Annotated in this window: 14 protein-coding genes; 5 read left to right on the forward strand and 9 right to left on the reverse strand. The window is 28.1% G+C overall.

Annotated features, from left to right (window positions below; translation table 11 throughout):
• The first annotated feature begins 36 nt into the window (after positions 1-36).
• The gene (locus ATE90_RS07065; RefSeq protein ID WP_036785785.1) at positions 37-1,809 is read left to right on the forward strand and encodes an AMP-dependent synthetase/ligase; all 1,773 of its coding nucleotides are present in this window, start codon (positions 37-39) and stop codon (positions 1,807-1,809) included.
• Positions 1,810-1,881: 72 nt separating this feature from the next.
• Here ATE90_RS07065 and holA read toward each other — a convergent pair whose 3' ends face one another.
• A complete protein-coding gene (holA, locus tag ATE90_RS07070; protein WP_101451128.1) occupies positions 1,882-2,883 on the reverse strand; it encodes a DNA polymerase III subunit delta in 1,002 nt (333 codons plus the stop codon).
• 17 nt (positions 2,884-2,900) lie between these two features.
• Between holA and ATE90_RS07075 the strand changes: the two genes are divergently transcribed.
• Both ATE90_RS07075 and ATE90_RS07080 read left to right on the forward strand, forming a co-directional pair.
• Positions 2,901-3,344 (forward strand): type I restriction enzyme HsdR N-terminal domain-containing protein, encoded by a 444-nt coding sequence (locus ATE90_RS07075; RefSeq protein WP_036785779.1) that lies wholly within the window; start codon positions 2,901-2,903, stop codon positions 3,342-3,344.
• 66 nt (positions 3,345-3,410) lie between these two features.
• Positions 3,411-4,409 carry a glycosyltransferase family 2 protein gene (locus ATE90_RS07080; protein ID WP_101451130.1) on the forward strand — a complete coding sequence of 333 codons (999 nt, stop codon included), beginning with the start codon at positions 3,411-3,413 and terminating at the stop codon, positions 4,407-4,409.
• Positions 4,410-4,514: 105 nt separating this feature from the next.
• Here the strand turns inward: ATE90_RS07080 and ATE90_RS07085 are convergent, their stop codons facing one another.
• The 8 genes from ATE90_RS07085 to nusB form a co-directional block, all read right to left on the reverse strand.
• Positions 4,515-5,135 (reverse strand): L-threonylcarbamoyladenylate synthase, encoded by a 621-nt coding sequence (locus ATE90_RS07085; RefSeq protein ID WP_036785774.1) that lies wholly within the window; start codon positions 5,133-5,135, stop codon positions 4,515-4,517.
• A gap of 73 nt (positions 5,136-5,208) precedes the next feature.
• A complete protein-coding gene (locus tag ATE90_RS07090; protein WP_036785771.1) occupies positions 5,209-5,910 on the reverse strand; it encodes a response regulator transcription factor in 702 nt (233 codons plus the stop codon).
• Between the two features lie 12 nt (positions 5,911-5,922).
• A complete protein-coding gene (locus ATE90_RS07095; RefSeq protein ID WP_036785768.1) occupies positions 5,923-7,491 on the reverse strand; it encodes a sensor histidine kinase in 1,569 nt (522 codons plus the stop codon).
• 104 nt (positions 7,492-7,595) lie between these two features.
• The gene (gene coaE / locus ATE90_RS07100; RefSeq protein ID WP_036785765.1) at positions 7,596-8,192 is read right to left on the reverse strand and encodes a dephospho-CoA kinase; all 597 of its coding nucleotides are present in this window, start codon (positions 8,190-8,192) and stop codon (positions 7,596-7,598) included.
• 3 nt (positions 8,193-8,195) lie between these two features.
• Entirely contained in the window at positions 8,196-9,128 is a 933-nt protein-coding gene (locus ATE90_RS07105; protein WP_036785762.1) for a CdaR family protein, read from the reverse strand.
• 103 nt (positions 9,129-9,231) lie between these two features.
• On the reverse strand, positions 9,232-9,552 hold the full coding sequence (gene yajC, locus ATE90_RS07110; protein WP_036785760.1) for a preprotein translocase subunit YajC: 321 nt from the start codon (positions 9,550-9,552) through the stop codon (positions 9,232-9,234).
• The gene (locus tag ATE90_RS07115) at positions 9,549-10,025 is read right to left on the reverse strand and encodes a DUF1573 domain-containing protein (protein ID WP_036785756.1); all 477 of its coding nucleotides are present in this window, start codon (positions 10,023-10,025) and stop codon (positions 9,549-9,551) included. The genes yajC and ATE90_RS07115 overlap by 4 nt, the downstream gene beginning before the upstream one ends.
• A 51-nt stretch (positions 10,026-10,076) precedes the next feature.
• Positions 10,077-11,015 (reverse strand): transcription antitermination factor NusB, encoded by a 939-nt coding sequence (gene nusB / locus ATE90_RS07120; RefSeq protein ID WP_091953735.1) that lies wholly within the window; start codon positions 11,013-11,015, stop codon positions 10,077-10,079.
• Positions 11,016-11,166: 151 nt separating this feature from the next.
• Between nusB and ATE90_RS07125 the strand changes: the two genes are divergently transcribed.
• Both ATE90_RS07125 and ATE90_RS07130 read left to right on the forward strand, forming a co-directional pair.
• Positions 11,167-12,921 (forward strand): ABC transporter ATP-binding protein, encoded by a 1,755-nt coding sequence (locus tag ATE90_RS07125; RefSeq protein ID WP_101451132.1) that lies wholly within the window; start codon positions 11,167-11,169, stop codon positions 12,919-12,921.
• Between the two features lie 80 nt (positions 12,922-13,001).
• The gene (locus tag ATE90_RS07130) at positions 13,002-13,364 is read left to right on the forward strand and encodes a PUR family DNA/RNA-binding protein (RefSeq protein ID WP_036785745.1); all 363 of its coding nucleotides are present in this window, start codon (positions 13,002-13,004) and stop codon (positions 13,362-13,364) included.
• The last annotated feature ends 109 nt before the right edge of the window (positions 13,365-13,473 follow it).

Consider the following 13,473-nt stretch of genomic DNA (forward strand, 5'->3'; position numbering starts at 1 on the left):
AAAGTACTACTTTGCAATACTACAAAAACAGAACTTATGCCTACAGAAATTACTAGATTATTTGATTTTCCTTATTATCAATTAGAAACTTACAATCTTAAAAAAGCATTTTCCACAAAACACAATGAAAAATGGGAATCTATTTCTACACAAGATTATGTAAACCAATCTAATCAATTAAGTAGAGGGTTACTAAAGTTAGGCATACAACCAAACGATAAAATTGCAGTTATCTCGAGTACCAACAGAACTGAATGGAACATTTGTGATATTGGAATTTTACAAACTGGTGCACAAAATGTGCCCATTTACCCAACCATCTCTAAAGAAGATTATGAGTATGTTTTAAACCATTCTGAAGCAATTTATTGTTTTGTTTCAGATGTAACTATTCTGGAAAAACTAAATCAAATTAAAAGTAAAACAAAGTTGAAAGGTGTTTTTACTTTTGATGATGTAAAAGATGAGAAAAGCTGGAATGAAATTCTAGAATTAGGCGAAGACACTAGTAACCAGAATGAAGTTGAAAATAGAAAAGATGCTGTAAAACCAGAAGATTTAGCAACTTTAATATACACCTCTGGAACCACAGGAAGACCAAAGGGTGTAATGCTCTCTCATAATAACATTGTTCAAAATGTTTTATATTCTCAAAAAAGAGTTCCTTTAGATTATGGTAATACTAGATCCCTAAGTTTTTTACCTGTTTGTCATATTTTTGAGCGCATGATTTTGTATTTATATCAGTATTGTGGTGTAGAAATTTACTTTGCGGAATCAATAGAAAAACTTACCGAAAATGCCCAAGAGGTTAAACCAGAGGTAATGACTGCCGTTCCAAGATTATATGAAAAAATCTTCGATAAAATTATTTTAAAAGGTGAAGATTTAACAGGTTTAAAAAAGAGATTATTTTTCTGGGCAGTAAATCTTGGTTTAAAATATGAGCCTTATGGTGCAAATGGTTGGTGGTATGAAAAACAATTGGGTATAGCTCGTAAACTTATATTTTCTAAATGGCAAGCTGTTTTAGGAGGCGAATTAAAATTAATGGTTTCTGGAAGTGCTGCTTTACAACAAAGATTAACACGTGTTTTTGCTGCTGCGGGAATGCCAATTATGGAAGGTTATGGCTTAACAGAAACATCCCCAGTAATATCCGTAAATGACCAAAATAATGGTGGCTTTAGAGTAGGAACTGTCGGGAGAATTATCAAAGATATTGATGTTAAAATTGCCAAAACTGGTGAAATTTTAGTAAAAGGTCATAATGTAATGCAAGGGTATTACAAAGATGATGCAAAAACGGCTGAAGTTATCAAAGATGGGTATTTTCATACAGGTGATAAAGGAGAGTTTGACGTCGATGGATTTTTAAAAATTACTGGAAGAACTAAAGAAATGTTTAAAACTTCTGGAGGAAAATACGTTATACCTCCTTTACTAGAGGGTGAGTTAAAACAATCTTTATTTATAGAACAAGTGATGGTTGTGGGTGAAAATGAAAAAATGCCAGCAGCGATTATTCAACCAAATTTTGAATATTTAAGAGAATGGATCCAGCATAAACAAATTGAAATTGGTTCTACAAATATCGAAATAATAGCTTCAGAGATTGTAATAGAAAGGATTCAAGAAGAAGTAGACAAATGCAACAAAAACTTTGGGAAATGGGAACAAATAAAACGTTTTGAATTAACACCAGAGGAATGGTCTATTGATGGAGGACATTTAACACCAACCATGAAAATGAAACGTTCAATTATAAAAAATATTTATCAAGATTTATATGATAAAATTTATATATAATTTAAAACATAACTTATAATTTAACTCCCATTTATGGGAGTTTTTTTTTATAGATTTCTTATCAGAACTCTCTTAATGTAAAATTTTAAATAGTAATTCTTTTAAAATATCTTTATGAGATTGATGAGCCCCAACTCCTTTACTTTTAATATCTGCTTCTCTTAAAAAAGCAATAACTTGTGCAACTTTGCGCATTGGATAATTTCTAGAAGCTAAAAAATACTCATCTACGAAATAAGGATTTACACCCAATGTTTTTGCAACAGAACTTTTAGATTTATCTTGTAATCCATGAAACAATAAAAGTTGTGTAAAAAAACTATTTAACAAAGAAATTGTCATTACCAGTGGGTTATTCTTAGGGTTTTCAGCAAAATAATTAATAATTCTATTCGATTTAACAATATTCTTCTCTCCTACTGCTTTTCGCAATTCAAAATTATTAAAGTCTTTAGAAATACCAATATTATCTTCTATATGCTTATCATCAATAATAGTTTCTTTCGGTAAAATTAACATTAACTTGTCTAACTCATTAGAAATTTTACTTAAATCAGTTCCTAAAAACTCCACTAACATTTGTGCCGCTTTTAATTCAATTTGATATTTTTTTCCACTTAAAACTCTTCGAATCCAATCTGAAACTTGATTCTCGTATAACTTTTTACTTTCATAAATTAATCCTGATTTTGCAATTGCTTTGTGCAATTTTTTACGTTTATCAAGTTTTTTATATTTATAATTTAAAACTAAAACAGTTGTTGGTTGCGGGTTTTCTGCATACGAAACTAATTTTTCAATACTTCTGCTTAAATCCTGTGCTTCTTTAACAATTAAAACCTGTCTTTCCGCCATCATTGGGTAGCGTTTAGCGAAAGAAACAATATCTTCTATACTAGAATCTCTACCATACATAACCTGCTGATTAAAGCCTTTTTCTGCCTCATCTAAAATATTTTCTTCAATAAAATCAGAAATTTTATCAATGTAATAAGGTTCTTCACCCATTAAAAAATAGATAGGTTTTATATTTCCCTTCTTTATCTCTGAAACAATGTTTCTAATTTCGTTCATTTTCTTACTTTTGATTGATGCAAAAACTCAATCTACCAACTTATAATTTCAAACTCAAAAGTAGCGAAAATAAGATGCTTATTTTTGATAAATTAAGGAAAAAATATATAGTTTTAACTCCAGAAGAATGGGTTCGTCAACATTTTGTTTATTTTTTAATTGAAGAAAAGAAATATCCAGTTACCTTAATTGCTCTTGAAAAACAATTAACCATCAATAATTTAAAAAAGAGAAGTGATATTTTAATTTTTAATACAGATGGAAAACCTGAAATTATTGTTGAATGTAAAGCTCCTTCCATAAAAATAACTCAAAATACTTTTGATCAAATTGCTCGTTATAATTTAAAATTAAGAGCCAATTATTTGATTGTTACCAACGGTTTAGAACATTTTTACTGTAAAATGGATTTTAAAAATGAAACCTATATTTTCTTAAAAGATATTCCACATTATAAATAGTAAATCATCCTTTTTATTAAGACAACTTTAGCCGTAAACTAATTTATAAAATGTAAATTTGAGGCCTTGAGAATAGCAATTGTCATATTAAATTGGAATGGCCAAAAACTGTTAGAGCAGTTCTTGCCATCGGTGGTAAACTTTAGTTCGCAAGAAGCTGATATTTATTTAGCAGACAATGCCTCCACAGATTCTTCAATTAATTATGTTAGAGCGTTTTTTCCATCAATTAAAATTGTTGAAAATGCTATAAATGGTGGCTATGCAAAAGGTTATAATGATGCTTTAAAATCTATTGATGCAGATATTTATTGTCTTTTAAATTCAGATATAGAAGTTACAAAAAATTGGTTGAAACCAATTATTGAGGTTTTTAAAGTTGATGAAAAAGCAGCTATTATTCAACCAAAAATATTAGACTTTAAAGATAAAACTAAGTTTGAATATGCGGGGGCTGGTGGTGGTTTTATAGATTTATATGGCTATCCTTATTGCAGAGGACGAGTTTTTAATCATTTAGAAACAGATAAAGGTCAATTTAACGATGTAAAAGATATATTCTGGGCTTCTGGTGCTTGTTTATTTATACGCTCTCAAGTGTATCACACATTGAAAGGTTTTGATGAAGATTATTTTGCACATCAAGAAGAAATTGATTTATGTTGGAGAACTCAAAATATAGGCCACAAAATAAAATATGTTGGAAAATCTACTGTTTACCATGTTGGAGGTGCAACTTTACAAGGAGCTAATCCGCATAAAACATTCTTAAATTTTAGAAATAGTTTGTTAAATGTGGTGAAGAATGTACCCAAAAAATGGTTTTTATTTGTAATTTTTTCACGTTTACTTTTAGATGGCATTGCCGGAATAAAGTTTATAGTTGAATTAAGACCAATACACACTTGGGCCATTATTAAGGCACATTTTAGCTTTTATAAAAATTTTAATAGTTTTCTAATAAAGCGTAAAGAATTATTAAAAAAAGAAGATTATAATCTACATACAAGTATCGTTTGGCAATATTTTGTTTTAGGTAGAAGCAAATTTAAAGATCTGAAGTAATTGTTTTTTTTGTGAAAAATTTTTGTAAATCTATACTTCTAATGAATTCAATTAAGAATGAAATAATTTTTGACTTAATTATAGTTTTTATACTAATTCTTGGAATTATAAGATATCTAAACTTCCTTTCCCTTCCCTAATTACCTCCGGATAACCATCTGTTAAATCAATAATGGTAGATGCATAATTGTCTCCAAAGCCACCATCAATCACAACGTCCACTAAATGATTCCATTTTTCAAAAATTAATTCTGGATCTGTGGTATATTCTAAAACATCATCATCATCTCTAATAGAAGTCGAGACGATAGGATTGCCTAAGCTTTGTACTAAAGCTCTTGCGATGTTGTTATCAGGAATTCGAATTCCCACAGTTTTTCTTTTTTTAAATGCTTTTGGAAGGTTGTTACTTCCCGGCAATATAAAGGTATAGGGCCCTGGTAAAGCACGCTTTAAAAGTTTAAATGTTGGCGAATCTATTTGTTTTATATAATCAGACAAATGACTTAAGTCATTACAAACAAAAGAGAAATTAGCTTTTTCTAATTTAACCCGTTTAATAAGTGCTATTTTTTCTAAGGCCTTTGAGTTCGTAATATCACACCCTAATCCATAAACAGTATCTGTTGGATAAATAATTAATCCACCATTTTTTAAAATTTTAACAACCCTATCTATTTGATTCTGATTTGGGTTGTCATTATATAGTTTTATGAACTCTGCCATATCTTAAAAATACAAAAAAAACTCAACTTTAAAATACATTAAGTTGAGTTTTTTTACAGAAATTTTTGAATTACTAGGACTTATCTACCAATCTAAATCCTTCTCCGTGAATGTTTAAAATTTCAACATGCTCATCAACTTTTAAGTACTTTCTAAGCTTTGCGATATAAACATCCATACTTCTAGAAGTAAAGTAGTTATCATCTCTCCAAATTTTAGTTAATGCTAGTTCTCTTGGCATTAAATCATTTTTATGAATCGCTAACATCCGCAACAATTTACTTTCCTTTGGTGATAACTTTATTGGTTCTGCATCTTTACCAATAGACAAGTGACGTAATTTAGAATTGAAGAAAAATGAACCAATATTAAATTCAAATTCTTCTGATTCTTTAGATTTATCACTATCTTTTCTCTGTAAAATTGCTTTTATTTTATGTAATAAAACTTCAGAGTCAAAAGGTTTATTTAAATAATCATCAGCACCTACAGAATATCCTTTTAAGACATCTTCTTTTAATGTTTTAGCGGTTAAAAAAATAATTGGTACTTCTTTATTGGTTCCTCTAATATCTTGTGCTAAAGAAAAACCATCTTTCCTAGGCATCATTACATCTAAAATACATAAATCATAATCACTGTTTTTAAACATAATTAAACCTTCTATGCCATCTTTTGCGTGTGTAACATTATAATCGTTTAACGCCAAATAATCTTTTAAAACGGTTCCAAAATTTGGATCGTCTTCTACTAATAAAATCTTTTTACTTCCCATTTTGTATACTTTTTAAATTAAAGGTAATTTTACCGTGAATATGCTTCCTGCTCCCTTTTCACTCTCAACAAAAACTGTTCCATGATGTTTTTCTACAATTTCTTTTACGTACGCTAATCCTAAACCATGACCTTTTACATCATGTATATTTCCTTTTTGTTCTCTATAAAATTTATCGAAAACTAATTTGAGTGCTCCTTTACTCATACCGATTCCATTATCTTTAATTTTAAAGATAAAAAACTTGTTCGTACTTTCTGTATACACTTCAATTCTAGGGTTTTCTTTTGAATATTTAATAGCATTTTCTAACATGTTTACAATTACATTGGTTAAATGAAATTCATTACCTGAAATCTCTGAAATGATCGCTTCAAAATGGGTATCTATAGTTCCATTTCTATCATTAACTAACAAACTAACATGACTAATCGCATCCTCTATCGTGTCGTGGATATCAATCATTTCTTTACTGATATCTAATTGATTTTTTTCTAATCTAGAAATACGCAATACATTTTCTACTTGTGTATGCATCCTTTTATTTTCATCACGAATCATTTCTATATACCGTAAAACTTTTTCTTGATTATTCAAAATTTTAGGATTCCTAATAGAATCAATAGCTAAATTAATTGTAGCAATAGGCGTTTTAAATTCATGCGTCATATTATTTATAAAATCAGTTTTAATTTCTGATATTTTTTTCTGCTGAATTAGTTGGTATAATGAACTTGAAAAGGCAATAATAATTATCAAAATGAAAAATAACGACAACAATAAAATATTTGAAATGCCCCCTAGAATATGCTCATTCTTCTCCGGAAATGTTACATACAAGAAATATTCTGGTTCATTGGATGAGTTATAAAATAATGGATAAGGATAACTATCTTTTTTATTTATAGTGTAATATCCCGATTTTAACTTTGTTGCTAAACCATCTTTACTATAAACACCATATTTAAACTCCAAACTGATATCTCTTTTCTTTAATTCATCTTTTATCGTCTCATTTAACTCTCTATTGTTTAATCTCTTATGAATTGGATTAATTCTGTTATAATCTTTAAACCATTCTGCAAACTGACTTTCTTCAATATTGGTTAATCTTTTGGTAAAGGAGTATCTTTTTTCATCTACATTAGAAAATAAATTATCTGGACCTTTAATTAATCTGGATTGAAAAAAATCTTTTTTACCAGTTACTCTTTTAAAAATAAGAGAATCACTACCTAAAAAATCAGCTGGGATTTCAAAATTTTCCTCTAGAATTGTAGAGCCAAAAGAAATTTTTTGATTATTCGTAGTATCAATTTCTTGAAAAAATAAACTTTTTATTTGAGCATCATTTGCTAAAACTGCATTTTTAATAATCCCCTCAAACTTTTTATTGAAAAGATCCCTTTCTTTTTCATTAATTCTTTCCGAAACACTTCCCAATGATTTTTGAACATCATTCTTAAATTGTTCTTTCTTACTTTCTACTGCATTATTAATCCAATAGAGTTGAACAGCAATAATTCCTATCAAGGAAATGCTCATTAATAAAACAATAAGAACAAACATTTTTTTGCCCATAATATCAAAGTTAAGCTATTCAGAATTTTAAATTCACGTTTTTTACGTTGATTAGCAAATTTACTTCAATTTTAAGACCTTTTTAACAAAATCACTGAAGATATTTAAAAAGAACTACGTTTTTCTGTTAAAATATTATGAATTTTATTTACTTGAGTTTTAGTTTCATCAAGATTTTCGTTACAAATTATGTAGTTCGATTGTACTATTTTCTTTGAATCATTCCATTGATTCTTCATTCTACTTTCAACTGCTTCTTTTGTGGAAGAATCTCGTAAAATAACACGCTCAATTTTAGTATTTACATTGGCATAAACCGTAATGATATAATCGCAAAGTAGATTGCTTCCGTTTTCGAATAGAATGGCATTTTCGTAAATAATATATGTTTTATCAATATTTTTTTTTATAAAGTCTTGAAAGTGTTTTTTAACTTCTGGGTGAACAATTGCGTTTAAAATTGATAATTTTTCTTTATCATTAAATACAATTTCAGAAATATAATTTCTATTCAATTTTTGATTTACAAAAGAGGATTCTCCAAATTGTTTGATTAGTTTTTTTTTTATAATTTCTGAGGAGCTCATTAGTTTTTTCGCCTCAATATCAGCAATGTAAATTGCTACATCATTAAATTTTGAAAAGAGTTTTGCCACAGTGGTTTTCCCACTTCCTATACCACCTGTTAAACCAACTACCATGAGCTATTTTTGAATTAAGAAGTCTATTTTTTTCGGAATAATTTTAACACTTTTAATAAAAACTGGTTCTAAAATAACTTTAGGAATCAAATACCCTAAGTTATTCTTTTCAGAAATTAAGTAATCACATTCTACCTTAAAAGATGCTTCAGATATTTTTGAAAAATTTGATAACGCAACCACAAAAATAACTTCTACTTTTTCAGAAAGTGTTGTTAAATTAATATTTTTCGGAAGATTTTTAGTTGTAAAGGGTATTTGTAATTTACCCTCTGTAAACTTATCTACATTTCCCGAAATTGTAATTTTTTGTGCACTATACTTAAAATTATTATTTAATTTTAAAACTGATACTTCTTCTAAAAAATTAGATTTCACATCATTTAACTTTAACTCACTTAATTCTAAGTAGTCAATTTTTTTTACCTGAGCTTCTGGCCCAGAAATAACGATTGAATCTGGTGAAATTTTTATTTCATTTAAAAGATCATAACCTACATGATAATTAATCTCTAAATTTGGTTTTATAGCTACTCTTTTTGAAGTTAAGATTCCTAGATTTAAATAGATAGTATCTTGTAAAATCTCTTTCAATTCAACTCCAAAAAGTAATTGTTTTTGAATTTTAGTCACTTGACTCTTAGTTAAAAAATAAAATTTAGAAGGTCCTTTTCTTTTTAATTTAGAGGCTTCTAATTGTATCTTTTTATTTTTAAATTTAGATCTAAGTATTTTAAAGCCAGATGCTTTTACAGTAATATCTATATTATTAATTGGTGTTTCTTGCAGTAGTTTATTTTGAGGAATATTTTTATAATTTACTGCATAAGTAATAACTGTAGTGTACTCTTTAGAAAAAGTAATTAGAAACCAAATTAAAAAAGAAGCCACTAAAAAACTAATAAAGGTTTTTGGTATTTTTTTGAAATTTTTCACCTAATAATTCTGAATTTATCTGCAATCTAATGAAAAGTAATAAACAAAAAAAATGAGCTTTCACTAATTAAAGAAAAGCTCACTTAGTAAAATTTTAAATACTTTATTTTTTAACCGCTGGTGCTACATATTTTTGACTTAATTCCATTGAAATTGCAGAACGTTCAAATTTTATTTTCCCGGCTCCTGTTTCTATAGTAACCGTGTTATCCCCAGCATTTAATTCTACAATTTTTCCATGAATACCACTAGAAGTAACAATTTTTGTCCCTTTTTTTATTTCTGCCTGAAAAGATTTCTCTTTTTTCTGACGATTCATTTGTGGCCGTATCATAAAAAAATATAAAACGCCAATCATTGCTATAAAAGGTAACATAGAAGATAAACTTCCGGCATCGAATTGCAATACTATTATTGAAATCATACTTGTCTTTTTCCTTTTGGTGTAACCATTCCTTTAATTGTCAAAATCTCTCTTCCAGCTTCAGTGTTTGTGGTTAAAGTTACCGTTTTTTGTTGTCTATTTGGTTTCCCACTTGTATTGAACCTTACTTTTACATCACCCGTTTCTCCTGGCTTAATAGGTTCTTTGGGCCATAAAGGAACTGTACAACCACAAGATGCTTTTGCGTTTGTAATGACTAAATCTGTTTTACCAGAATTGGTTACTTTAAATACGGTTTCTACAAAGTCTCCTTCATTTACAGTACCAAAATCGTAAACCTCCTTATCAAAAGAAATAGAAGCTGTACCTTTTTTAATTTCTGTATCTCTAAAATTGGCTTTAGTCAAATTTTCTTTTTTAATTTTCCCTGTTGCTTTTGAATTACCATCGGCACAAGAGACAAATACGTTCGCAGAAATAATAAATGCAAACAAAATCGTTAATTTTTTCATGATGTTTAAATTTTGGGTAAAAATACTAAATTAATTCACTAAAACAATAATTTACAATAAGCCTCTGCCTATTTTAACAATTCTTTTATTATTAATAAATTCTTTAGACACTTTATCTAAAACTCCATTAATAAAATAACTACTTTTTTCTGTAGAGTAATCTTTAGAAATTTCTATATACTCATTAATAGTGACCCTTGTTGGTATTGATGGAAAATTAATAAACTCGGAAATTGCCATTTTAATCAAAATCATGTCTATATCCGCAATCCTATCAGTTTCCCAATTTGGAGTTTTCTCTGCAATATCTTGTTCGTAAGTTTTCTGTTTTAAAACCGTTTTCTTAAATAATGCTGAAACAAAATCTTCATCATTTTTATCTTTATACAAACTTCCCACTACAAAGATTGCAATTTCTTTATGCTTACTTAAAGATTTCACAACCCAAGTATTAACAAAAGGAATATCATCAACCCAAGAAATCATCTCACCTTCATAATACTCTGCTAATTTTTGATTAGGAGCAACAATTTCTTTAAAGAAATCAATAACAAAAGCTTTGTCTACCTTAAAAGAATCTTCAACTGTATCTAAATATTTTTTATATAAATCACTTTTTTGTAATTCTTCAAAAATAATTTTCACATACTCGTCATTTAATTCCCAGTTTTTAAGATTATTCATCTCAATGTAACTTTCAACACTTATGCTTTCTGCAATTGCATTAATAACTTTATTATCTATAAATTTAGTATTGGGTTTTAAATCTTCTTTTGTAGCAAGAATTTTATTTTTGGCTAGCGCCATTTTTTTTGCAGCTAATTTTTGAACTTCAGCCAAAAGTTGAAGGTTTAAAACGTACAAATCAAACATTTTTAAAATACTATGTTTTAAAAATTTTTCTTCTCTAATGATATCGTCATTATGAGATTGCTGCATAGCATATACAGATTGCATTACTTTAACTCGAATATGTCTTCTGTTAATCATGGTAAAGAACTTAGATAAATTGGGTTTTTTTTCCACTGCAAAAGTAGTCTTAATTTAGTTTTTCATCACGCATTTTTTAATTCTTTTTTTTAGAAAATTTATCTTTATGAAACTCGTATATTCGTGCTTTATTTCTTAATTCAAATTTTCTTTGAGAGCACTACAATATTTAAACAAATATTTTTCTAAATACAAATGGCGCATTTTAATAGGATTGCTAATTACAATCTTATCTAAACTTTTGTCTTTAAAAATACCGCAAATAATTAGAGACTCTTTAAATGTAGTAGAAGATTATCATAATAATGTTGTTACCGATATTGCTGTTGTTAAAGATCAACTACTAATAAATGTGCTCATTATTATTGGAATTGCATTATTAGGTGGAGTTTTAACTTTTATAATGAGGCAAACCATCATTGTTACTTCTAGATTGATTGAGTTCGATTTAAAGAACGAAATCTATCAACAATATCAAAAATTATCACTGAACTTTTATAAAAAAAATAGAACTGGTGATTTAATGAACAGAATTAGTGAAGATGTTTCTAAAGTTAGAATGTATGTAGGTCCTGCGGTGATGTATAGCATGAATATGATTGTACTCTTTGCTGTTGGTTTTTCACAAATGGTTCAGGTTGATTTGAAACTAACCTTGTATACGCTAATTCCTTTTCCTGTTTTATCAATATCCATTTTTATTTTAAGTAAAATTATTCATAAAAGAAGTACTGTGGTTCAAGAGTATTTATCAAAATTAACCACTTTTAATCAAGAGTTTTTCTCTGGAATAAATGTTGTGAAATCATACGGAATTGAAGCTTCTATTATTAAAGATTTTGATGTAATTTCCGACGCTAGCAAAGACAAAAACATTCATTTACACAAGGCTAATGCACTCTTTTTCCCTTTAATGCTTTTATTAATCGGAATTAGTAATTTGTTGGTTATTTATATTGGAGGAAATCAATATATCAATGGTGAAATCCAGATAGGTGTAGTGGTTGAATTTATGCTGTATGTAAACATATTAACCTGGCCAGTTGCAGTAGTTGGTTGGGTAACGTCTATGGTTCAACAAGCAGAAGCATCACAAGCAAGAATAAATGAATTTTTAAAACAAGTTCCTGAAATTCAAAATAACAACTCTGCATCTACAGAAATTAAGGGTAAAGTAACTTTTAAAAATGTTACTTTTAAGTATGATGATACAAATATTACAGCTTTAAAAAACATTAATTTTACTGTAAATTCGGGTGACACTTTAGCTATTTTAGGCAAAACAGGTTCGGGAAAATCAACTATTATTGAGCTAATTTCTAGACTGTATGATACCACAGAAGGCCTTATTCTATTGGATAACAAACCTATTAAAGAGGCTAACTTAAATGATGTTAGAAGCCAGATTGGCTTTGTGCCTCAAGACCCCTTTTTATTTTCTGATACAATTGGTAATAATATTAAATTTGGAAAGGAAGATGCCACTGATGCAGAAATTATTGCAGCTGCAAAAAATGCTGTTGTTCATGATAATATTATTGAATTTACGAATGGTTATAACACTATTCTTGGTGAACGTGGAGTAACATTATCTGGAGGTCAAAAACAACGAGTTTCTATTGCTCGAGCTATTATTAAAAATCCTAAAATTTTAATTTTTGATGATTGTTTATCAGCAGTAGACACAGAAACTGAAGAAAAAATACTATCAAACTTAGAAAATATTTCTAAAAATAAAACTACATTTATAATCAGCCACAGAGTTTCATCTGCAAAAAATGCGGATAAAATTATTATTTTAGATGCCGGAGAAATTACACAACAAGGAACTCACAATCAATTAATAACACAGGAAGGATATTACAAAGAGTTGTATGAACAGCAACTTTTAGAAAAAGAATTTTAATCTTTAACATGGCTACGTAAAATATTTTGTTAGATTTGTTAAGTATTACAACTAATTTATAACTACTATTAAAAAGAATTATGGCAGAGAGAGTTGAACAAGAAGAAATTTTTTCACAAGTATTAAGAGCTGGAAGAAGAACCTATTTTTTTGACGTTAGAGCAACAAAAGCAGATGATTATTACTTGACAGTAACGGAAAGCAAAAAATTTACACATGATGATGGTACTTTCCATTATCAAAAACATAAAATTTATTTATATAAAGAAGATTTTACAGATTTTCATGAAATGTTAAGTAAAGCTACCAATTACATTATTAACGAAAAAGGAAATGAAGTAATTAGCGAGCGTCATCAAAAAGATTATAAGAAAGAAGAAACCTCTACAGAAGAAACAACTTCAACAGATAGTTTTACGGATGTTTCTTTTGATGATATTTAAAGGTCTTAGAACATTATATTTGAATTATTAGTAAAAATATATTCATTCAAATAAACTATTTCAATTCAAATTCAATTTACATTGAAAAAATCGTGAGCTAAGGTGTTTA

The organism is Polaribacter sp. Hel1_33_96 (assembly GCF_002846595.1).
GTDB lineage: Bacteria > Bacteroidota > Bacteroidia > Flavobacteriales > Flavobacteriaceae > Polaribacter.